The organism is Microbacterium sp. ZXT2-5 (assembly GCF_055329545.1).
This window is the reverse complement of record NZ_JBUZWD010000001.1, coordinates 517421-538965: the sequence shown is the minus strand read 5'-3', so window position 1 is coordinate 538965 and position 21545 is coordinate 517421. Positions and strand designations below refer to the sequence as shown.

Annotated in this window: 17 protein-coding genes; 16 read left to right on the top strand and 1 reads right to left on the bottom strand. The window is 72.3% G+C overall.

From position 1 onward, the window contains the following. The first annotated feature begins 27 nt into the window (after nucleotides 1–27). Nucleotides 28–2136, top strand: coding sequence for a glycoside hydrolase family 36 protein (locus ACZBH1_RS02390; RefSeq protein ID WP_463645373.1), 2109 nt, complete (start codon nucleotides 28–30; stop codon nucleotides 2134–2136). Between the two features lie 20 nt (nucleotides 2137–2156). Here the strand turns inward: ACZBH1_RS02390 and ACZBH1_RS02385 are convergent, their stop codons facing one another. Then, entirely contained in the window at nucleotides 2157–3176 is a 1020-nt protein-coding gene (locus tag ACZBH1_RS02385; protein WP_463645372.1) for a helix-turn-helix transcriptional regulator, read from the bottom strand. Nucleotides 3177–3238: 62 nt separating this feature from the next. Here ACZBH1_RS02385 and ACZBH1_RS02380 point away from each other — a divergent pair, with 62 nt between their 5' ends. From ACZBH1_RS02380 to ACZBH1_RS02310, 15 genes are all read left to right on the top strand, one after another. Further along, nucleotides 3239–4306, top strand: a complete 1068-nt coding sequence (locus ACZBH1_RS02380; RefSeq protein WP_463645371.1) for an ABC transporter ATP-binding protein — start codon at nucleotides 3239–3241, stop codon at nucleotides 4304–4306. Then, a complete protein-coding gene (locus tag ACZBH1_RS02375) occupies nucleotides 4303–5097 on the top strand; it encodes an ABC transporter permease (protein WP_463645370.1) in 795 nt (264 codons plus the stop codon). Before ACZBH1_RS02380 ends, ACZBH1_RS02375 begins: the two co-directional genes overlap by 4 nt. A 104-nt stretch (nucleotides 5098–5201) precedes the next feature. Beyond that, the gene (locus ACZBH1_RS02370; protein WP_463645369.1) at nucleotides 5202–5948 is read left to right on the top strand and encodes an EAL domain-containing protein; all 747 of its coding nucleotides are present in this window, start codon (nucleotides 5202–5204) and stop codon (nucleotides 5946–5948) included. Between the two features lie 33 nt (nucleotides 5949–5981). Then, nucleotides 5982–9017, top strand: coding sequence for a hypothetical protein (locus ACZBH1_RS02365; protein WP_463645368.1), 3036 nt, complete (start codon nucleotides 5982–5984; stop codon nucleotides 9015–9017). A 136-nt stretch (nucleotides 9018–9153) separates the two neighbouring features. Next, nucleotides 9154–10446 (top strand): sugar ABC transporter substrate-binding protein, encoded by a 1293-nt coding sequence (locus tag ACZBH1_RS02360; protein ID WP_336398259.1) that lies wholly within the window; start codon nucleotides 9154–9156, stop codon nucleotides 10444–10446. Between the two features lie 11 nt (nucleotides 10447–10457). Further along, nucleotides 10458–11435, top strand: coding sequence for a carbohydrate ABC transporter permease (locus tag ACZBH1_RS02355; RefSeq protein WP_463645367.1), 978 nt, complete (start codon nucleotides 10458–10460; stop codon nucleotides 11433–11435). Then, a complete protein-coding gene (locus ACZBH1_RS02350) occupies nucleotides 11432–12259 on the top strand; it encodes a carbohydrate ABC transporter permease (RefSeq protein ID WP_336398261.1) in 828 nt (275 codons plus the stop codon). Before ACZBH1_RS02355 ends, ACZBH1_RS02350 begins: the two co-directional genes overlap by 4 nt. Nucleotide 12260: 1 nt before the next feature. After that, nucleotides 12261–13688, top strand: a complete 1428-nt coding sequence (locus ACZBH1_RS02345) for a glycoside hydrolase family 3 N-terminal domain-containing protein (protein ID WP_463645366.1) — start codon at nucleotides 12261–12263, stop codon at nucleotides 13686–13688. Continuing rightward, nucleotides 13685–14881 carry an anhydro-N-acetylmuramic acid kinase gene (locus tag ACZBH1_RS02340; RefSeq protein WP_463645365.1) on the top strand — a complete coding sequence of 399 codons (1197 nt, stop codon included), beginning with the start codon at nucleotides 13685–13687 and terminating at the stop codon, nucleotides 14879–14881. Before ACZBH1_RS02345 ends, ACZBH1_RS02340 begins: the two co-directional genes overlap by 4 nt. Then, entirely contained in the window at nucleotides 14878–15774 is an 897-nt protein-coding gene (locus tag ACZBH1_RS02335; protein WP_463645364.1) for an N-acetylglucosamine kinase, read from the top strand. The genes ACZBH1_RS02340 and ACZBH1_RS02335 overlap by 4 nt, the downstream gene beginning before the upstream one ends. Further along, nucleotides 15767–16699: an N-acetylmuramic acid 6-phosphate etherase gene (gene murQ / locus ACZBH1_RS02330; protein ID WP_336398265.1), complete on the top strand. Its 933-nt coding sequence runs from the start codon at nucleotides 15767–15769 to the stop codon at nucleotides 16697–16699. Before ACZBH1_RS02335 ends, murQ begins: the two co-directional genes overlap by 8 nt. After that, nucleotides 16699–17580, top strand: a complete 882-nt coding sequence (locus tag ACZBH1_RS02325; protein WP_463645363.1) for a MurR/RpiR family transcriptional regulator — start codon at nucleotides 16699–16701, stop codon at nucleotides 17578–17580. Before murQ ends, ACZBH1_RS02325 begins: the two co-directional genes overlap by 1 nt. 28 nt (nucleotides 17581–17608) lie before the next feature. Then, complete coding sequence (locus ACZBH1_RS02320; protein WP_336398267.1) at nucleotides 17609–18097, top strand: glutathione peroxidase; 489 nt, start codon at nucleotides 17609–17611, stop codon at nucleotides 18095–18097. Between the two features lie 42 nt (nucleotides 18098–18139). Then, a complete protein-coding gene (locus ACZBH1_RS02315) occupies nucleotides 18140–19021 on the top strand; it encodes a CHAD domain-containing protein (RefSeq protein WP_463645362.1) in 882 nt (293 codons plus the stop codon). A 57-nt stretch (nucleotides 19022–19078) separates the two neighbouring features. Continuing rightward, a complete protein-coding gene (locus ACZBH1_RS02310; protein WP_378882177.1) occupies nucleotides 19079–21529 on the top strand; it encodes an ATP-dependent helicase in 2451 nt (816 codons plus the stop codon). The last annotated feature ends 16 nt before the right edge of the window (nucleotides 21530–21545 follow it).

Genomic DNA, 21545 nt, shown 5'->3' with positions numbered 1-21545 from the left:
CGCCCGCCTACCAAGAGAGGAACCGCGATGGGATCGCGCGTCGTCCGCTGGCGCCCGGGTGCCGTGGAGCTGGACCTGGATCTCGGGCCCGACGGCCCGCCGACGGTCTCGCGGCTGGCCCTGGCCGGTGACTCCGGGGCGCCGGCGCCCGCTGCGGCGCTGCCGATCGCGGAGGTGCATGTGAACGCGGAAGGCTCCGGCGTGGCATCGTCGGAGCGACTCATGGGCAGCGCGGTCGGGCTGCGCCTGCGTGCGGTCGAGCACCGCTCGTGGAGCGAGGCCGGCGTCTCGCACCTCGAGGTGAGCGCCCGGGACGCGGTGTCGGATGTCCTGGTCATCGCCCGCTGGTCGAGCTGGCCCGACCTCCCTGTCGTCCGCGCCGAGACCGAAGTCGTCGCCGGAGATCACGCCGTCGATCTGCGAGCGGTGTCGTCGGTCGCCCTGGGCGGCATCTCCGCGCCCGGTTCGCAGTGGTGGCTGGATCACGAGGTCGGATTCGCGCACAACACGTGGTTCCGCGAGATGGCCTGGCAGCGACGCACGCCGGCGGAGCTGGGACTCGACGACACGGGCCTGCGGACGTGGGGCCTGCCAACCTCCCGCGCCTCCTTCGCCGTGGCGCAGCGGGGCAGCTGGTCCACCGGCGGCCACCTGCCGATGGGAATGCTCCGATCGCGCGTGGAGCCGCGCTCTGTGCTGTGGCAGATCGAGCACAACGGGCCGTGGCGATGGGAGATCGGAGACCACGGCGATGCGCTCTACGTCGTGGCGAGCGGACCCACGGATCAGGGTGCGGCGTGGATGCGGCGACTCGAGCCCGGGCGCCGGTTCCGCTCTGTCCCCGCGATGCTCGTGCTGGGCGGCGACGACGACGACCTCTTCGGCGCGCTGACGGAGGCGCGGCGCCGGGTGCGTCGCCCCCACCCCGATCATGACGGGCTCCCGGTCATCGTCAACGACTTCATGAACGCCCTCATGGGCGATCCCACCGCGGAGAACCTCCCGCCGTTCATCGACGCGGCCGCCGCGGCCGGAGCCGAGGTCTACTGCATCGACTCGGGCTGGTACGCCGAGGGCGAGCGATGGTGGAACGAGCTCGGCGCGTGGCGTCCGTCGTCCCGCCGATTCCCCGAGGGGCTCGAGGCGATGACGAGGCGCATCCGCGACAGGGGCATGGTGCCGGGGCTGTGGCTCGAGCCGGAGGTCGTCTCCGTCGGCAGCCCGGTCGCCGAGCTGCTGCCGCCCGAGGCGTTCTTCCAGCGCGACGGGCGCCGGGTCGTCGAGTCCGGCCGGCTGCAGCTGGATCTCCGGCATCCGTCCGCTCGGGCGCACCTCGACGACGCCGTCGAGCGGCTGATCGCGGATCTCGGACTGGGTTATCTCAAGTTCGACTACAACATGGACGTCACGCAGGGCACCGACGTGCGGGCGGACAGCCCCGGCGATGGCGCGCTCGGCCATCAGCGGGCCCTGCTGGAGTGGGTGAGCGAGCTCATGGACCGGCACCCCGGGCTGGTGATCGAGAGCTGCGCGAGCGGCGGGCAGCGGATGGACGGCGCGACGCTGCGGGTGCATCCCGTCCAGTCCACCAGCGACAACCAGGACCCCTTGATGACCGCCGCCATCGCGGCGGCGGCCCCCACGACGGTGACACCCGAGCAGGGTGCGGTGTGGGCGTACCCCGACCCGTCGTGGTCCGACGAGCGCATCGCCTTCTCGCTCGCCAGCGCGCTCCTCGGTCGCATGCACCTGGCCGGCCGCATCGACCGGCTGTCGCCGGAGCAGATGCGGCTCGTGCAGGAGGCGACCTCGGCCTATCGCAGCATCCGGCACCGCATCCCGGGAGCGCGGCCCTTCTGGCCGCTCGGTCTGCCCGGCTGGCACGATCCGGTCGTCGCGGTGGGCCTGCGCGACGCCGACGGGGACCTCCTCACGGTCTGGCGCCGCTCCGGTCCTGCCCGCGTCCGTGTGCCGCTGGCCGCTCACACGGGCGCGGGTCTCACGGTCGAGGCGGTGTTCCCCACCAGTCTGGAGACGAGCGCGCAGTGGGACGCGGATGCCGGCGAGCTGACGCTGGACCTGCCTGAAGAGCCGGCGGCTCGCACTCTGCGGTTGCGGGTGGCCGACGCGTCCTGAGGCGGACGCGGCGCGCGTGCCTAGGCAGCAGGCAGACCCCGCTCCCGCGCCCGCTGCGGCGGGACCGGCGGCGGGGGAGCGTCGAGCGCCCGCAGCATCCGCTCCAGCGTCTCGCGCAGCTCCTCGCGCGCGGGCGACGCGAGGTCGGTCGTGTACTCCACGCCTGCGGGGATCCACGACAGCCCGTACATCGTCTCGCGGAAGTCGCCGCCGCCCACCGGCCACCGCGTGCGGCCGTCGCCCTCATCCGAGGCGCCCTGACCCCATTGGCCGAAGTACTCGCGCATCGTCTCCAGCGGCAGCTCCATCACGGCATCCGCCTCGACGGCCTGGCGCACCCACGAGCGCGCCACGAAGATGAACTCCTCGATCTGCTCGGGCGTCAGCGGCTTGGGCTCGAACAGCACGCGGGTGTGCTCGACCGACGACAGCCGGTCCACGCGGAAGGTGCGCCAGTCGTCCTTCTCGAGGTCCCAGCACAGCAGGTACCAGTGCCGGTCGGCGGGGGCGAGGGCGTGCGGCTCGACGCGGCGTCTCGTGACCTCGCCCGACGCAGCGGTGTACGTGAACCGCACGCGCTCGTGGTCGCGCGTCGCCAGCGCGAGTTCGCCGAGCACCTCGCCCGACACTGCGGCGCCCGAGTTGATCCCGGCCGGCTGCACCGCCTCGGCGAGGGCCGTCACCCGCCGGCGCAGGGGAGCGGGGAGCACCTGCTCGAGCTTCGCGAGCGCCGTGATGGTCGTCTCGGCACCGCTCACGAGTCGCTGGGATGCCGCGACCCGCAGCCCGATCGCCATCGCCACCGCCTCCTCGTCGGTGAGCAGCAGCGGCGGCACGGCGCTGCCCGCCTCGAGCCGGTACCCGCCGGCGGCACCCGGCGTGGACTCGATGCGGTAGCCCAGCTCGCGCAGGCGCTCCACGTCGCGGCGCACGGTGCGCTCGGTCACGCCGAGCCGTTCCGCCAGCTCAGGTCCCGGCCAGTGACGGTGCGTCTGCAGCAGGTTGAGCAGCGAGAGGGCTCGTGTCGTCGTATCGGACATGGGTCAAGACTGCCGCACATCGCGGACTGTATGTGTCCGCAATGGCTTCTAGCGTGGACGGCATGGCGAACGAATCGATCATCGAGGCGCAGGGACTGACCAAGCGCTTCACCGTGAAAGGCAAGACCGTCGAGGCCGTCACCGACCTCACCTTCGACGTCGCACGCGGCGAGCTCGTGGCATTCCTGGGGCCGAACGGCGCCGGCAAGTCGACGAGCCTGCGCATGCTCACCACCCTCATCCCGCCGACATCGGGCACAGCGCGGGTCGTCGGCTTCGACATCCTCACGCGGCCGGCCGACGTGCGCGCCCGCATCGGCTACGTCGGGCAGCTCACCAGCGGCAGCTTCTCGCAGCGGGCTCGCGACGAGCTGCTGAGCCAGGGCGCGTTCTACGGCATGTCGAAGGCGGCGGCGCGGCAGCGGGCCGACGAGCTCATCGACTCGCTCGACCTCGCGCCCTTCGCGACGCGGTCGGTGCAGCAGCTGTCGGGCGGGCAGAAGCGCCGCCTCGACGTCGCGCTCGGTCTCATGCACGCCCCGCCGCTCCTCTTCCTCGACGAGCCGTCGACCGGGCTCGACCCGCAGAGCCGTGCGAACCTGTGGCAGCACATCCTCGAGCTGCGCCGCAGCCACGGCACCACGGTGTTCCTCACGACGCACTACCTCGAGGAGGCCGACCGCTACGCGGAGCGGGTCATGGTGATGGACAAGGGCCGCGTCATCGCCGACGACACCGCGTCGCGCCTCAAGGCCGAGCTCGCGGGCGACCTGCTCACCCTCGGCTTCGCTTCGGAGACGGATGCCGCAGCCGCCGTCCCTGTCGTGCAGCGGCTCACCGACCGCGAGGTGCGGCGGGAGGGGGCATCCGTCACCGTCACGGCACCGGAGGGCGACGCGCTGCTGCCCTCGGCCGTCCGCGAGCTCGACGCCGCCGGAGTCGCCGTCCGCACGGCCACGGGCGTCCCGCCGACGCTGGACGACGTCTTCCTCGCCCTGACCGGACGCACCCTGCGCGAAGCCGGCGAGGGCGGCACCGACACCGAAGAGACCGATCAGGCGACGGATGCCGCAGGCGGCGCCGCCGGAACCGCCGACGCGGCGGCCGAGAAGACAGGAGCGAGCCGATGACCACCGAGATCCAGACCCGTCCCGACACCGCGGTGCGGGCCAACCCCGCCCGCGACACGTGGAACGTGCTCACCCGTGAGCTGAAGCCGGTCGTGCGCGACCCCTTCACGCTCATCTTCAGCCTCGTGCAGCCGCTGGTGTTCCTCGGGCTGTTCGCGCCGCTGCTCGTCGGATCGTCGGGCGCACCCGTGGGCGAGACGCTGCAGTGGTTCGTGCCCGGAGTGCTCGTCATGATCGTGCTGTTCGGCACCGGGGCGACCGGGTCGAACCTGCAGTACGAGATGATGACGGGCTCCCACGAGCGCACGCTCGTCGCCCCGCTCGCCCGGTCGTCGCTGCTCGTCGGGCGCGCGCTCAAGGAGATCGCGCCGATCGTCGTGCAGGCGCTCATCATCGTGCTCATCGCGTGGCCGTTCGGGTTCACGATAAACGTGCCCGGACTCGTCATCGGGCTGCTGCTGCTCGCGGTGTTCGGCGTCGGCCTCGGAGCGCTGTCGTACACGCTCGCCCTCAAGACGAAGGACCGTGAGTGGCTCTTCTGGGGCGTGCAGCAGACGCTGATCTTCCCGCTGCTGATCCTGTCGGGCATGCTGCTGCCGCTGGACGAGGGCCCCGCGTGGATGCGCGCGGTCGCCGCCGTCAACCCGGTCAACTGGGTCGTGCAGGCCGAGCGCGCGCTGTTCGCCGGCGACCTCGGCGCCATCGAGGTGCTGTGGGGCTGGATCGCCGCGCTGGCGCTGGCGGCGGTCGGACTCGCGGTCGGCATCCGCGCGATGCGCAGGAGCAGCTGAGCCCGCGGCGCCCGCGCGAGGGGGGGCGGAGGCGAACCGTAGCCGATCGCCGCCCCCTCGTGTCGGAGGTTGCGACGGCGCGGCAGAACGGGTGGACTGGACGGATGCGCACGGCCGAAGATCTCGCAGACGATCTGGCGATCGCTGTCGGGAGCTCCGAGATCTTCGCCGTCTTCCAGCCTCAGGTGTCGCTGGAGAGCGGGTCGATCGTGGCCGCGGAGGCTCTGTGCCGGTGGTCGCACCCGCGCCTGGGCGACATCGACCCGGTGACGATGATCAGCGTCGCGGAGCGCAGCGGGGTGATCCACGCGCTCGGCCGGCGGATGCTCGACGAGTGCCTCGACATGCTCGCCGAGTGGCGCCGGACCGGTCGCGACTGGGCGGTCGCCGTCAACGTCTCGCCGCGGCAGTTCGACGACGACTCCTTCGTCCGACACATCGCCGCTGAGTCCGCGCGCCGGACGCTCGCTCCCGGCTCCCTCGTCCTCGAGCTCACGCAGGACCTGCTGCCCGTCGACGAGCGCGCCGTGCTGCCGCAGCTGCGCGCGCTCCGCGAGATCGGCGTGGAGATCTCCCTGGGCGGGTACGGCGAGGGCTCTCCCTCGCTCGAGCGGCTCCGCCACCTGCCGCTCAACGAGGTCAAGCTGCCCGGGCATCTGGTGCGGTCGGCGGAGCCGCAGGCACTGGATGCGCTGCGGGCCGAAGTCGAGGTCGCGCACGCGCAGGGCCTGCGCGTGGTGGCGGAGGGCATCGAGACGCTCACCCACCTCGACATCGCGAAGCGGCTGGGGTGCGATCGTGCGCAGGGCTTCCTCATCCGCGAGCCGGACGCGGAGATCACCTTCCCGTAAGGAGCGCCCCGCGAGGCGGAGTAGCGTTGTCGCATGACGGCGACACGGCGAGGCATCCTCGCCGTCGCCACCGCAGTGATCCTCCTCGCCCTCGGTCTCGCGGTCGGAGTCGTCGTGGGCGACGCGCTCGGCATCCGCACCGAGCCGGCGACCCAGATGCAGCCGGCCGAAGCCACAGTCGCCGACGTCGCCGACGCCGTCGCGCCGCCGGAGTTCACGACGATCGACGCGCCCGACACCGAGCGGGTGCGCGTCGCGGTGGCCGAGCTGACGGATGCCGTGGACTCCGCGTCTGCACGGGAGGGCGAGGCGTCGCTGACGGTCACGCTCCTGCCCACGTTCGTCGCCGAGACGGGTGACGGCTACACCCTCGAGGGGGAGTCAACCGGGCTGCGGATCAGCGCGACCTCCGAAGCCGGGGCCGTGCGCGGCATCTACGACCTCGCCGCTCAGGTGCGCGCCGCGCTGCCGGTGCAGGACCTCGTCGGCAGCCACGAGACCTCCCGTCTCCCGCTGCGGATGACCGACCTCGGCGCCGTCGGCGTCCTTCCCGACCCGGCGCAGTGGCAGTCCGGCGACGACTACTCGCACGCGTCGGAGGCGTTCGCCGACGTGCTCCAGCCGGAGGCGCCGTACATCGACGAGGCGGCGCTCGCGGTGGCGTACGACGACTTCGACGCCTTCCTGCGGCACTCGCTCGCGAACGGGTTCAACGCCGTCGCGTTCCCCGGGTTCGTCGAGTTCGTCACGTTCGACGGCGTCCCCGGCGGCCCCGTCTACCTCGAGGGCGACGACCACCGCGACAAGGCCTTCGCGCTGGTCGAGGCGTTCTCGCCGTTCTGGGAGCGCGCCGACGAGCTCGGCGTGAAGGTGTTCCTGCGCACCGACATGCTCGCGCTGACGGGTCCGCTCGAGCAGTACCTCACCGACCGCTTCGGCTCGCTCGACACCGAGAACCCCGAGCTGTGGGACGTCTACGCCGCGGGCCTGGACGAACTGTACGCCGCCGCGCCCGCGCTGGACGGGGTGCTCGTGCGCATCGGCGAGGCGGGCCCCGTCTACGACGTCGAGGGCTGGGACTACTACTCCGCCCTCGAAGTCACCACTGTCGACGCCGTGCGGGCGATGCTCGAGACGTTCTCGGCGCAGGCGGAGGCATCCGATCGCGAAGTCGTCTTCCGCACGTGGTCGGTGGGCGTGGGCGCCGTCGGCGACATGCACACGAACGCCGAGTCGTACGAGGCGGTGCTGGGCGGCCTCGACTCGCCGGCGCTCATCGTGTCGACGAAGTACACGCTGGGCGACTTCTACACGTGGCTCCCGCTCAACGACACCCTCGAGCACGGCTCGCAGCGGCGGATCGTGGAGTTCCAGAGCCGGCGCGAGTTCGAGAACTTCGGCGCCTTCCCCAACGATCTCGGCACGGAGTACCAGGCCGCGCTTCAGCAGCTCCTCGAGGCGAACGACCGGATCGAGGGCATCTGGGTGTGGACGCAGGACGGCGGCCCGTGGCGCGCCGGCCCGATGACGCTGTATCTCAAGGCCGGCTTCTGGCAGCTGTACGAGCTGAACACGCAGGTGGCGGCATCCCTCGCCCGCGATCCCGACGCCGACGTCGCCGCGGTGACCGCCGCGTGGGCGCGGGAGTGGTTCTCGGAGGACCCCGCGACCGTCGAGGCGATCGCCGAGGCCATGACCGCGTCGCGCGACGCCATCGCGCAGGGCATGTACATCGAGCCGTTCGCGAAGCAGCGGGTGTTCGCGATCGGGCTCGAGCCGCCGCCCATGATGTGGATCTTCGAGTGGGACATCCTCACCGGCGACTCCGCGGTGCTCGACGTGCTGTACGCGATCGTGCGCGACAGCGCGGCCGAGCCCGCTGCCGGGGTCCAGGCCGCCGTCTCCGGCGGCGAGCAGGCGATCGCGGCGGTCGAGCGCATGCGCGACACCGTGACGGCGACGGATGCCGCGACCTGGCGTTCGCCCGAGATCCGCGAGGCGTTCCTCTCGACGCTGGACTACGAGCTCGACACCCTCCGGCTGCTCGCGGCCTACCGCGCGATGATCCTGCACCAGGGGCAGTGGCACGACACGCTCTCGCCCGACGCCCACGCCGCGTGGGACGCCGATCGCGCCGAGTTCGAGGAGCTCGCCGCGGCCCACCTCGACCGGTACGAGGGCGACATCGACCACCCCGCGTTCAACCTCACCGCGGCGCAGCTCGGAGTGGAGCGCGCCGAGCGGGACGCGACCATGGCGTGGCTCGCGCGCGGGCTGCTCGTGCTCGCGGCGGCCTGGGTCGTGATCGGCATGCTCGCGGCGCGCACGCGCCTGGTCGCCAAGCCCGGCGCCGCCGCCGCGCGGGCGACGTGGATCGCCTCGACCCGCCCGTGGCGGGCCCGCGAGTCGACGCTGGGCATGCTCGAGCTCGACCGCTGGCTGCTGCTGGTCGTGCCGGTCGCGCTCCTCGTCGCGACGCGGGCGGTGCAGACGTCGTTCCTGTCATGGACGCACCTCGCCGTCATCATCGGGGCGTGGGCGGTATTCGCGCTGGTGCTCCGCCTCTTCGTCTGGAACCGCTCGCCGTGGCCCGTCATCGCCGCCGTCGGCGGGGTGGTGATGCTCCGCTGCATCGTCACGCTCTTCGCGCTGTCGTTCACCGGCCCCGGCGGCTACTGGTTCGCGTTCTGGACCGACCCGGTGCTGCGCACCCTCTACATCGCCGTCGCGTTCGCGCTCTTCGTCTGGGTGTTCGTCGCGGCCGGCTGGGCGCTCGCGGCCCAGGTGCGGGCGCGGCGCGCGACCGGGGCGGTGCTCGCCGCGGTCGGCGCCGGGCTGCTGGGGCCGTCGGCGGTCGTGGGGTTCGTCGGCCTCGAGGCGGCGCTCACGCTGTGGAACGACGAGCTCGGTCTGCTGCCGTGGGGCCTCGCGCGCATCCTCGGCATCACGACCTACCTCGAGATCCCGGATGCCACGCCCTGGGCGGCCGCGGCCGTCGGCCTCATCCTCCTCGTGGCGGGTTCGCTGCTGGCGCTGCCGTGGCGCCGGCGAACGGCATCCGTCCCCTGAGCCGGGCACTCGGCCGCGTTTCGTATCCTGGTCCCTCGTGTAACGGTTGGGAGAAAATTCCGATCGGGAGATGACATGCGGTTGTTTCTTCCATAGTGTGGTTTCGGCCGGAAGGTCCACGCACAAGGGAGTTCTCATGAGGAAGCGCATCTTGCCCATCGCCGTGTTGGGTGTGGCAGTACTCGGCATCACCGCCTGCAGCGGTGGTGGCGGCGGAGACGACTCGGGCTCGAGCTCGGGCGAAGGAAAGACGCTCGACGTCTGGATCATGCAGGGAACGAACCCCGACGCCGAGCCGTTCTTCGACGAGGTGGCCGAGGCGTTCGAGGAGGAGACCGGCGCCACGCTCAACGTCGAGTTCGTGCAGTGGGCCGACGCCCACGACCGGTTCGTCACATCGATCGCGGGCGGCACGACGCCCGACGTCGCCGAGACCGGCACGACGTGGACGGCGGAGTTCGCCGACGCCGGCGCACTCGCGCCGATCGGGGAGTACGTGAGCGAGGCGGGCCTGGACGACGACCTCGTCGAGGGGCTCGTGAAGGCGGGCACCTACGAGGACGAGCTCTACGGCATGCCGTGGTACGCCGGCGTCCGTTCGCTGGTCTACCGCACGGATGTCTTCGAGGAGCTGGGTCTCGAGGCCCCCACCGACTGGGCCGAGCTGCGCGAGGCGGCTCTGGCCATCAAGGCGGCCAAGCCGGACATGACCGCCATCGCGGTTCCCGGTGACGCGGAGTTCACCGTCTACCCGTGGGTCTGGGGCGCCGGCGGCGAGGTGGCCACCGAGGACGGCGGCGAGTGGACGAGCGAGCTGGATTCCGCCGAGTCGATCGAGGGCCTCGAGTTCTGGACGGGCCTGGCCACGCAGGACGACCTGTCGTCGGCGGGCGCGACCACCTGGAAGGAGACCGACGTGCTGGACGGCTTCGCCGCGGGCACGGTCGGCATGGGCGTCATGGGCTCGTGGACGCCGTCGGCGATCGTCGAGAAGAACCCCGACATGGAGGGGAAGTTCGCCGCCATCCCGATCCCGGCCGAAGACGGCGGCATCGCCCCGTCCGTGCTGGGCGGCTCGCACCTCAGCGTCTTCGAGACCGCGGACGACAAGGACCTCGCGTTCGCGTTCGTCGAGCTCATGACCACCGGCGAGTTCGCCGAGAAGTGGGGCGCGCAGAGCGGCTACTTCCCGGGCCAGACCTCGCTCCTGGAGGAGACCATCGCCAACGCCGACCCCATGGTCGTGCCGTTCGCGACGCAGATGGTCGAGGGCGGCGCATCGCTCCCCGTCACGCCGACCTTCGGCGCCGTGCAGGCGAAGAAGACGACCAGCGCCATGATGCAGGCGATCCTGTCGGGTCAGAAGGACGTCGAGACGGCGGCGACGGATGCCGCGGCCGAGATGACCGCGACGCTCAACGGGCAGTAAGAGACCGACGCATGGCCTTCATGACCCAGGCGCCGGCGGCGGAGGAGCGCACCTCCTCCGCCGCCGGCGCGGCGGTCGCGACGGGAGGATCCCGCCGTCGCCCGATCGACCGCCTCCGGCCCTGGATGCTCCTCGCGCCCGCGCTCATCGTGCTCGCGGGGCTCCTCCTCTGGCCCCTCATCCGGGTCGTCCTCTTCTCGTTCCAGGACTACGGCCTGCGCGAGATCGTCTCGGGCGAGCCGAACTTCATCGGCGCCGACAACTACGTCGAGGCGCTGACCAGCCCGACGCTGTGGACCGTCGTTCTGCCGAACACGGTCGGCTTCGCCGCGCTCGCCGTCTTCGGCACCGTCGCCTTCGGCACGCTGGTCGCGCTGCTGCTGCAGTCGCTCGGCTCCTTCTGGCGCACCGTCGTGGCGAGCGCCATCATGGCGGCCTGGGCGATGCCCGCCGTCACCGGCACCTACGTGTGGGTGTGGATCTTCGACGCCGACCGCGGCATCGTGAACCAGCTGCTGATGCAGCTCGGGCTCATGGCCGAGCCCTACAACTGGTTCACCAACCGCTGGTCGTTCTACGCCATCGTGCTGCTGAACGTCATCCACCACGGCTTCCCGTTCGTGGCCGTCACAGTGCTCGCGGGGCTCCTCGGGGTGCCGAAGGAGACGCTGGAGGCGGCATCCCTCGACGGCGCCGGCGCGTGGCGCCGCTTCTGGAGCATCACCTTCCCGCAGTTGAATCAGGTGTTCGCGGTCGTCATCATCCTGTCGACCATCTGGGACTTCAAGGTCTTCGCGCAGGTGTACCTCATGCCCGGCGGCGCCGGATCCAACCGCGAGGTGCTGAACCTCGGGGTGTGGTCGTACGTCGAGTCGTTCGGGCAGAACCGCTACGGCTTCGGCTCGGCGATCGCCGTGCTGCTCACGCTCCTGCTGCTCGTCATCACCGTCGTGTACGTGCGGCGCCTACTCAAGGAGGACCAGCTGTGACCCGGCCCTCGCTCGCGCGACGCGCCCTGAAGGGCGTCGCGGTCTTCCTCCTCCTCGTCTTCACGCTCTTCCCGACATACTGGATGCTCGTCAGCGCGGTCGACGAGAACCCTTCCGGCGGTGCCGAGCTGGTGCCCCGTCAGTTCACTCTCGACCACTTCGTCTACGTGCTCACGGACGGCGGCTTCGCCACGTTCCTGCGCAACTCCGCGGTCGTGGCGCTCGTCGTCGTGCTGGCGTCGGGGCTGCTCGGCCTCCTCGCGTCGATCGCCGTCGCGCGCTTCCGGTTCCGGCTGCGCACCCAGATCGTCATGATGATCCTCATCGTGCAGATGGTGCCGCTCGAGGCGCTCGTCATCCCGCTGTTCGTGCAGGTGCGCGACCTGCAGCTGCTGGGCACGCTCCTCGGTCTCATCGTCGTGTACACCGCCCTCGCCCTGCCCTTCGGGATCTGGATGCTGCGCGGCTTCGTCGCGGCCGTCCCGGTCGAGCTCGAAGAGGCGGCGTACATCGACGGCGCCTCGTGGTGGCGCATGTTCCGATCGGTGCTGCTGCCGCTGGTCGCGCCGGGCCTGGTGGCCACGAGCGTGTTCGCCTTCATCACCGCGTGGAACGAGTTCATCTTCGCCATGACTCTCCTCGGTGGCGTGACCGAGAACTACACCGTCTCGATCGGTCTGCGGCAGTTCTTCGGCCTGCACTCCAACGACTGGGGCTCGGTCATGGCGGCGTCGACCATCATCACGATCCCCGTCATGGTGTTCTTCATCATCGTGCAGCGGCGCCTGTCCAGCGGCTTGGTGGCCGGGGCGGTGAAGGGCTGACATGGGCGTTCACGAACTGGTGCCTGGCGTCCTGCTGCCCGGATTCGCCGGTCCGCAGCTCCCGGAGTGGCTGCGCGTCGAGCTCGAGCGCGGGCTCGGCGGCGTGTGCCTCTTCGCCGGCAACGTCGACGCCGGTGATCCCGACGGCACCGCCCGTCTGGCCGCCGCCATCCGCGCGGTGCGCCCCGAGACGCTCGTCGCCGCCGACGAGGAGGGCGGCGTCGTCACGCGACTCGAGGGCCGCGACGGCTCGACCCTGCCGTCGCCTGCGCAGCTGGGCCTGGTGTCGACCGCGGTCGCCGAGCGGGTCGGGGCGGTGCTCGGCGAGCGCGCGCGTCGGGCGGGGATCGACCTCCTCCTCGCGCCGAGCGCCGACGTCAACGACAACCCGGCGAACCCCGTGATCGGAGCCCGGTCGTTCGGCGCCGACCCGTACGAGGTCGCCGCGCGGGTCGCGGCGACGGCGCGCGGCATCCGTTCCCGCCAGGGTGTGTCGGCCTGCGTCAAGCACTGGCCCGGCCACGGCGACACCGACGTCGACTCGCACCGCGGCCTGCCGACCGTGCCCGCAGCGACGGTCGCGCGTCATGCCGAGCCCTTCGCCGCCGCGATCCGCGAGGGCGTGCCCGCCGTCATGACCGCGCACATCGTGGTTGCGGAGTGGGGCGCCGAGCCGGTCACCGTCAACCCCGACGCGATCGCCCGGCTGCGGGCCGAGGGCTTCGACGGCGTGGTGATGACGGATGCCGTCGACATGGCCGCCATCGCCGACACGTACGGTCTCGGGGGCGGGGCGGCTCGCGCTCTGGCCGCGGGCGCCGACCTGGTCTGCCTCGGCAATCCCGAGCTCAAGGGCGAGGACGCGGCCGCGCAGTACGCCGAGGTCACCGCGGCCATCGCCGCCGCGCTCGACGACGGTCGCCTCGCGCCGGAGCGGCTGCGCGAGGCGCACGGCCGCGTGGCCCGGCTGGCTGCGCGGATGACCGCCGCGCGCACGGCCGGGGAGGGCGAGACGGATGCCCCGGCTCCGATGTCCGTCGCCCCCGATGACGTCGCGGCGATCGGGGCCGCGCTGGCGGAGGCATCCGATCCGTCCGCCGTCTCGGCGCTCGCCCGCATCGAGCGGATCGTCGACGCGCGCGCCGGTGCCACGCAGGCCGCCGCGACACGGGCCGTCCCCGTCGTCGACACGCTGCGGCAGCTCGCGGGGCCCGCGTCCGGCGGAGGCTCCGGCGTCACCGTCGTCGTGGCCGATCGGCCGAGCGCCGCGCAGCGGGCGGTGATCGAGCGCGTACGCGCCGCGGGGGAGAGCGTCGTGGTCAACGTCGGCGCCATCCCCGGTGGCTTCGACGCCGCGGTCGTGCAGCTCGGCGCCGACTCGCGGCTCTCGTCCGCGATCGTGCGGTCATGGGCGGGGGAGGGCCGGTGAGGGTCCTCGCGCTGCAGTCCGGGACGAGCGCCGACGGAATCGACGCGGCGCTGGTCGTCATCGAGCCGTCCGACGACGGCCTCGACCTGGAGATCGAGCGGTGGGGCACCGAGCCATGGCGTCCCGACGAGCGGAGCCTCGTGCTGCGCGCGGTGCACGGCGGCCGGCTCGATCCGGCCGAGTGGTGCGCGCTGCAGACCGCCGTCGGACAGGCGTTCGCGCGCGCGGCCGTGCGCTTCGCCTCTGACGCCGACCCCGTCGACGTGGTGTGCTCGCACGGGCAGACCGTGTTCCACGGCGTCCAGGGCGGCGCGGTGTGGGGCACGCTGCAGGTCGGCGAGCCGGCCTGGATCGCCCGCGCCACCGGCTGCCCGGTGGTCTTCAACCTCCGCGTCGCCGACGTCGCTGCCGGCGGCCTGGGTGCGCCGCTCATCACCGCGTTCGACGAGCGGTGGCTGGCGGCGTCCGCCGAGGAGACCGGCGTCGCCGTCGCGTCGCTGAACCTGGGCGGCATCGCCAACGTCCAGGTCGTCCGGGCCGACGGGAGCGCGTCCGGCTTCGACACGGGACCCGCGAACGCGCTGCTCGACGCGTGGATCAGCCGGGCGACCGACGGCGCGGAGACCTTCGACCGCGACGGCGCGCATGCACGTGCCGGACGGGTCGACGATGCGCTGCTCGCACGTCTGCGCGCGCATCCGTACTTCGCGCTCACCGCCCCCAAGACCACCGGCCGCGAGACGTTCACGATCGGCACGGTCGACGAGGCCCTCGACGGCCGTGAGCTGCCGCTCGCCGACGTCTGCGCGACGCTCCTCGAGCTCACCGCCACGACGGTGGCCGACGCGCTCGCGGGCACCGCCCCCGATATCGGCCGGGTCGTCGTCTCGGGCGGCGGCGCGCGCAACCCCGTGCTGATGGCACGACTCGGCGAGCACCTCGGCGTCCCGGTCGAGCCGAGCGACGCATGGGGAATCCCGGCCGACGCGCGCGAGGCCGTCATGTTCGCCCTGCTGGCCTATCTGTCGGCGGCCCGCGTCCCCCTCGAGCTTCCCGGCACCCCGGCCGGCCGCGCCGCCGTCGCCGGTCAATGGGACCTGTCAGCCGCACCCCTGCCTGTCCCGCCCACCGTCCCCGCGGCACCGCCGCCGCCGCGCCGCCTGCGCGCGCGCACACGAGAGGAGCGATCGTGAGCATCGTCGCCGTCGATCTCGGAAAGACCGGATGCCGCGTTCGAGCGACCTCCGGCACCACCGTGTCATCCGCCGCCGCGGCGGGAGTGCCCGGCCTCGCCGACGCCGAAGGCGACGCGCGGGCGTTCACCGCGATCGTCGCCGCCCTGGGCGAGTTGCCCGCGGGGATGCGCGGCAACGTCTCGTCGATGGGCGTGGGCGCGGCCGGTGCCGAAGCCGCGCCCGCGGCGGCGCAGGCGCTCGCCGAGCGCGTCGCCGCGCACGTCGAGGCGCCCGTCGCCGTCACCAGCGACGCCGTCACCGCCCACGCGGGTGCCTTCGCCGGGACCCCGGGGACCATCGTCATCGTCGGCACCGGGACGGTGCTGCTCACCCTCGACGGCGCGGGCGCGCTGTCGCAGGTGGACGGCTGGGGCCCGTGGCTCGGCGACGAGGGGAGCGGCCGCGCGATCGGCCAGGAGGGCCTGCGGGCGGTGCTCGCCGCGCACGACGGGCGCGGACCGGCCACCGCGCTCACGGCCGCCGCCCTCGAGCTGCACGCACCCCTCAGCACGCTGCCCCGGTGGGTCGCCGACACGGCGGCGCCGGCCCGGCAGCTCGCACGCTTCGCCCCGTTCGTGCTCGAGGCGGCGGCCTCCGGCGACGCCGTCGCCCGGGGCATCGTCGACCGGGGGGTCGAGGCGGTCGTCACGGCCTGCTCCGCGGCATCCAGCCCCTACTGCCTCCTGGGCGGCATCGCGGGATCCGGCGTCTTCGGCGACGCGCTGCGCGCCCGTCTGCGCGATCGAGGGCTCGCCGTGGCCGAACCGTTCGGCGACGCGCTGGCCGGGGCGGAGTACATCGCCCGCACGCCGGGCAGCGTCTATGAGAGGAACGTGGTGCGCCATGGTTGACCTGGACGATCTGCGGCGCCAGCTCGCCTCGCTCACGACCGAGGCGATCGACCCCGACTTCAGCGACCTCGACCTCATGACCACGCCCGAGCTCGTCGCGGCGATGATCGACCACAACCGGCAGGTCACCGACGCGCTGACCGACGCGTCGCACCAGCTCGCCTCGGCCGTCGACGCCGCCGCCGAGCGCATGCAGCGGGGCGGGCGGCTCCTCTACGTCGGCGCCGGGACGCCCGGTCGTCTCGGCATCCTCGACGCCAGTGAGATCCCGCCGACGTTCGGCGAGCCGGCCGAGCGCGTCGTCGGCATCATCGCGGGCGGCGAGCGGGCGATCCAGTGGGCGGTCGAGAATGCTGAGGACGACGTCGCCGCGGGCCGCGCCGACATCGCGCGTGCGGGCGTGGGCCCCGACGACTGCGTGGTGGGGCTCACCGCCTCGGGCCGGACGCCCTACGTGCTCGGCGCGATCGCCGAGGCCAGGGCGCGCGGCGCGGCAACGGTCGGCGTGAGCTGCAACCAGGACTCGGAGCTGTCGGCGGCCGCAGACGTGGGGGTGGAGGTCATCGTCGGGCCCGAGCTCGTGGCCGGGTCGACGCGGCTCAAAGCCGGCACGGCGCAGAAGATCGTGCTCAACACCATCTCGACCTTCGCCATGGTGCGCATCGGCAAGACCTACGGCAACCGCATGGTCGACGTGCGCGCGACGAACGAGAAGCTCCGTGCCCGGGCGGTGCGCACGGTGATGGGAGTGGCCGACGCCGACCCCGTGCTGGCGCGCCGCGCGCTCGCCGACACCGGGTGGGAGGTCAAGCCCGCGATACTGATGTGCATGAGGGGATTGACCGCGGATGCCGCGGCTCGCGCGCTGTCGGACACCCAGGGGCGACTGCGTGAGGCGCTGGACCGCACGCGCGAGGCGGTGTGATGGACGTCCTGCTCCGCGTGCGCCAGTCGCGCGACCGGCTCAGCGCGTCCGAGCGCCGGGTCGCCGACGCGGTGCTGGCCGACCCCGAGGTCGTGCGCACCTCGACGATCATGCGGCTCGCCGATGTCAGCGAGGCGTCCCAGTCGACGGTCGCCCGGTTCTGCCAGAGCCTCGGCTACCCCGGCTACCGCGAGTTCCGCCTCGACGTCATCGCCGCGCTCAGCCGCGATCAGGCGCAGCGGGTCAGCTTCGACATCGCCGAGGGCGAGATCGGCTCCGACGACTCGATCGCCGACACGGTCGCGAAGATCGCGTTCCAGGAGGTCCAGGCGATCCAGGACACCGCCCAGATGCTCGACACGGATGCTGTCGCCCGTGCGGTCGACGCGCTCCGCTCGGCGCGTCGCATCGAGCTCTACGGCGCGGGGGCCTCGTCGCTCAGCGCGCAGGACCTGTTCCAGAAGCTCAGCCGGATCGGCAAGCCGGCCGCCGTGTCGGTCGACATCCACCTCGCCCTCGTGCAGGCCGCCCTGCTCGACGACGCGTCCGTCGCGGTCGGCGTCTCCTTCCGCGGCGAGACCCGCGAGACCCTCGACTTCCTGGCGACGGCGCGGCGCGCCGGCGCCCTGACGATCGGCATCACCAACGCGGCCGAGTCGTCGCTCGACGACGTCTGCGACATCGTGCTGCACACCAGCGTCCGCGAGAGCCGCTTCCGCAGCGGCGCCATGGCCAGCCGCATCGCGCAGCTCGCGCTCATCGACATGCTCTTCGTGCTCGTTCTGCGGCAGGACTTCCCGCTCATGACCGAGAGCCTCCGGCGCACCTACGACGCCGTCAGTTCCCGGCGCCCTGACCCCGGAACCGCCGTAAGCTTCTGAGCACCGCACCGATCGAAAAGGGCACCCGATGACTCTCGAAGACATCCCCGTCACCACCATCCGCGGCGAGCAGACCACGTTCGGCGCGCTGGTCGACGGCCGCGTGGCGCTCGTCGTCAACGTGGCGTCGCGGTGCGGGCTGAGCCCCCAGTACGAGCAGCTCGAAGCGCTGCAGAAGGCGTACGCCGACCGCGGCTTCACGGTCGTGGGGTTCCCGAGCAACCAGTTCCTGCAGGAGCTGTCCAGCGACGAGGCTGTCGCCGAGTACTGCTCGACGACGTGGGGCGTGACGTTCCCGATGTCGGAGAAGGTGCGCGTCAACGGCCGCAGCGCGCATCCGCTGTATCAGGAGCTGACCGGCACCCCCGACCTCGACGGCAAGCAGGGCCGCATCACATGGAACTTCGAGAAGTTCCTGGTGAGCCCCACGGGCGAGGTCAAGCGGTTCGCGCCGCAGACCACGCCCGACGCGCCCGAGGTCGTCGAGGCGATCGAGGCCTGGCTGCCAGGCGACTAGCGGATGCGGTGCGCGGCGCCCGGCCACCTCTAGGCTCGGGGCGTGGGCGGTGCGCAGAAGGACCTCGCGATCGGGACGGTGCTCGGCGACATCATGCGCCGCGCGGCGGACGAGGTGGCCCGCACCGAGGCGCCGGCGCTGGCCGACGAGCCGGACGGCGTGCACCAGCACCGCGTGCGGGTGCGGCGGCTGCGCAGCGTGCTGGCCGGGTTCGAGGAGTCTTTCGACACCCGCCAGACCGAGCGGCTCCGCGTCGCGTACGCCGAGTGGGGGAGCCAGCTCGGGGTCGTGCGCGACATCGAGGTGCGGGCGAGCGTCGCGGCCGAGACGCTGGAGCTCGCGGGGATCGACGACCCGGCGGTCGTCCGCAGGCTCGTCGACAGCGAGCGCGAGGCGTATCCGGTCGCCCACGCGCGCCTCGTCGAGCTCGCCGCGTCACCCCGGGCGCAGGAGCGCGGCCGGGTGCTGCGCCGCTTCGTCGAGGAGATGCACGTCGTGGCGCACGACAGCCCGGCCACGGCGGTGCTGGCGGAAGTGCTGCGCGCGCAGGTGAAGCGCGTCCGCAAGGCGGAGCGCCGGCTGGACGACTCGGCCGAGCGGTTCCACGACCTGCGCAAGGCCGCCCGACGGGCCAGGTACGTCGCCGAGGCGATCGCGGACGCCGTCCCCGACTTCCTGCCGAAGCCGGTGCAGGCGATCGCCGAGGCGGGCGACGACCTCCACGACGCGCTCGGCGGGCACCGAGACCTCACGCTGCTGGCCCGGCACGCCCGCCAGGAGGGGGCCCGCGCGGCGCACGCCGGGCGGTGGTCCGAGGACTACGAGACACTCGCCGCGCTCGCGGACGACGCCGCCGAGGACCTGCTGAGCGATGTCGGCCCCGCGGTCCGTCAGCTGCGGGCGGCGGCATCCGACCTGCCCTGACGTCCCCGCGCCCGCGGCGGTGTCGGTGTCGGTGCGCGCGCCTAGACTTGATGGGCAATGACCGACGCCAGCACCCCCATCATCGTCGGCAGCGACATCGGTCCGCGCGCGTCGTCCGCGCGCGCGGACGACGACCTGCTGGCAGGCCTCAATCCTCCGCAGCGCGAAGCCGTGACCTACCGCGGTCAGGCGCTGCTCATCGTCGCGGGCGCGGGCTCGGGCAAGACGAGCGTGCTGACCCGGCGCATCGCGTCGCTGCTGCGCAACCGCGAGGCGTGGCCGAGCCAGATCCTCGCGATCACGTTCACCAACAAGGCCGCCGGTGAGATGCGCGAGCGGGTCGAGCAGCTCGTGGGCGACTCGGCCCGCGGCATGTGGATCTCGACGTTCCACTCGGCGTGCGTGCGCATCCTGCGGCGCGAGGCCGAGCAGTTCGGCTTCACGAAGTCCTTCACGATCTACGACTCCGGCGACTCGCGGGCGCTCATCAAGCGCCTGGTGAAAGAGCATGAGGCCGACGCGTTCGGGCTCACGCCGGCCGCGACGCAGTCGAAGATCTCGCGCCTGAAGAACGAGCTGGCCGACGCCGAGTCCTACGCCCGCACCGCGAACATGAACGACCCCGCCGAGCGGGTCTTCGTCGAGCTGTTCGCGGCGTATCAGCGCGAGCTGCAGCGCGCGAACGCGTTCGACTTCGACGACCTCATCGCGCAGACGGTCTTCCTGTTCCGGGCGTTCCCGCAGGTCGCCGATGTGTACCGGCGCCGGTTCCGTCACGTGCTCGTCGACGAGTACCAGGACACCAACCACGCCCAGTACGCGCTGATCCACGAGCTGACCCGGCCGCCGGGATCGGATGCCGCGCCCGTCGCGGCGTCGGGCGGCATGATGATCTTCGAGCCCGAGCCGGCCGCCGAGGACGGCGCCTCGCTCACGGTCGTCGGCGACTCCGACCAGTCGATCTACGCCTTCCGCGGTGCCGACATCCGCAACATCAGCGAGTTCGAGAAGGACTTCCCGGGCGCCAAGGTGGTGCTGCTCGAGCAGAACTACCGCTCGACGCAGAACATCCTGTCGGCCGCGAACGCGGTCATCGGCCACAACTTCGACCGCAAAGACAAGAAGCTGTGGACCGACGTGGGCGCCGGCGAGCAGATCGTCGGCTTCACCGGGTACTCGCAGCACGACGAGGCGCAGTTCGTCGCCGACGAGATCGAGGTGCTGCGGCGCGCGGGCGTGGACTACTCGCAGATGGCGGTGTTCTACCGCACCAACTCGCAGTCCCGTGCGCTGGAGGAGATCTTCATCCGCTCGGCGCTGCCCTACAAGATCATGGGCGGCACGAAGTTCTACGAGCGCGCCGAGATCAAGGACGCCCTGGCCTACCTCGTCGCCGTGGCGAACCCCGCCGACGAGATGGCGATGCGCCGCATCATCAACCGGCCGCGGCGCGGCATCGGCGATGTCACCATCGAGACGATCTCGCGCTACGCCGTCGACCAGCAGATCACGTTCCGCGACGCGCTGGCGAACTCGTCCGCGCTGGGCGTCGGCCCCAAGATCCAGGCCGCCATCGCGCATCTGGACGCGGTGCTGGCCGAGGCATCCGAGATCATGCTCCCGTCGTCGGGCGAGCTCGCACCGCCCACGGCGGTCGCCGAGGGGCTCCAGCTGCTGCTGAACAAGAGCGGCTACTACGACGCGCTGCGCGCGAGCAAGGACGCGCAGGACGAGGCGCGCATCGAGAACCTCGACGAGATGGTGGCCGTCGCCCGCGAGTTCGCGCGCAACAACCCCGAGGGCACGCTGCTGGACTTCCTCACCGAGGTCGCGCTGGTGTCCGACGCCGACGACCTCGAAGACGCCTCGGGCTCGGTCTCGCTCATGACGCTGCACACCGCTAAGGGCCTCGAGTACGACGCCGTGTTCGTCACGGGCGTCGAGGAGGACCTCATCCCGCACCGCATCTCGGCGGGGGAGCCCGGCGGCCCGCAAGAGGAGCGGCGACTGTTCTACGTCGGCATCACGCGCGCCCGCAAGCGCCTCTACCTCTCGCTGGCGATGACCCGCGCGCAGTTCGGCGAGGTCACGGTGGCGATGCCGAGCCGCTTCCTGCAGGAGATCCCCGCCGAGCTGCTCAACTGGCGCCAGTCGCCGGGCGACGTCAACTCGCGCGGCGGCACCCAGTCGCGGGCGCTCAACGCGCGGCGCGGCTCGGGTTCGGGGTTCGGCGGCTCCGGCAAGCGGTACGGCGACGACCTGGTGCCGCTGGCCCGGCGCGAGCCGTCGGCGAACCTCGAGCGCTTCGCGAACCGGATCCCGTCGAAGGTGCGCGACAACGGCGACCTCGAGCTGGCGCCGGGCGACCGCATCCGTCACGACGACTTCGGCGATGGACGCGTGGACGCCGTCACCGGCGACGGCGCGAAGCGCGTGGCGCACGTGCGCTTCGACGCCGCGGGCCCGAAGAAGCTGCTGATCAAGATCGCGCCCATCGAGAAGCTCTGACCCGCTTCCGTCGGCC

What these genes read in the sequence shown, in the direction of transcription:
- ACZBH1_RS02390 (WP_463645373.1), top strand. Translation starts at nt 28, where the DNA reads ATGGGATCGCGCGTCGTCCGCTGGCGCCCGGGTGCCGTGGAGCTGGAC.
- ACZBH1_RS02385 (WP_463645372.1), bottom strand. Translation starts at nt 3,176, where the DNA reads ATGTCCGATACGACGACACGAGCCCTCTCGCTGCTCAACCTGCTGCAG.
- ACZBH1_RS02380 (WP_463645371.1), top strand. Translation starts at nt 3,239, where the DNA reads ATGGCGAACGAATCGATCATCGAGGCGCAGGGACTGACCAAGCGCTTC.
- ACZBH1_RS02375 (WP_463645370.1), top strand. Translation starts at nt 4,303, where the DNA reads ATGACCACCGAGATCCAGACCCGTCCCGACACCGCGGTGCGGGCCAAC.
- ACZBH1_RS02370 (WP_463645369.1), top strand. Translation starts at nt 5,202, where the DNA reads ATGCGCACGGCCGAAGATCTCGCAGACGATCTGGCGATCGCTGTCGGG.
- ACZBH1_RS02365 (WP_463645368.1), top strand. Translation starts at nt 5,982, where the DNA reads ATGACGGCGACACGGCGAGGCATCCTCGCCGTCGCCACCGCAGTGATC.
- ACZBH1_RS02360 (WP_336398259.1), top strand. Translation starts at nt 9,154, where the DNA reads ATGAGGAAGCGCATCTTGCCCATCGCCGTGTTGGGTGTGGCAGTACTC.
- ACZBH1_RS02355 (WP_463645367.1), top strand. Translation starts at nt 10,458, where the DNA reads ATGGCCTTCATGACCCAGGCGCCGGCGGCGGAGGAGCGCACCTCCTCC.
- ACZBH1_RS02345 (WP_463645366.1), top strand. Translation starts at nt 12,261, where the DNA reads ATGGGCGTTCACGAACTGGTGCCTGGCGTCCTGCTGCCCGGATTCGCC.
- murQ (WP_336398265.1), top strand. Translation starts at nt 15,767, where the DNA reads ATGGTTGACCTGGACGATCTGCGGCGCCAGCTCGCCTCGCTCACGACC.
- ACZBH1_RS02325 (WP_463645363.1), top strand. Translation starts at nt 16,699, where the DNA reads ATGGACGTCCTGCTCCGCGTGCGCCAGTCGCGCGACCGGCTCAGCGCG.
- ACZBH1_RS02320 (WP_336398267.1), top strand. Translation starts at nt 17,609, where the DNA reads ATGACTCTCGAAGACATCCCCGTCACCACCATCCGCGGCGAGCAGACC.
- ACZBH1_RS02310 (WP_378882177.1), top strand. Translation starts at nt 19,079, where the DNA reads ATGACCGACGCCAGCACCCCCATCATCGTCGGCAGCGACATCGGTCCG.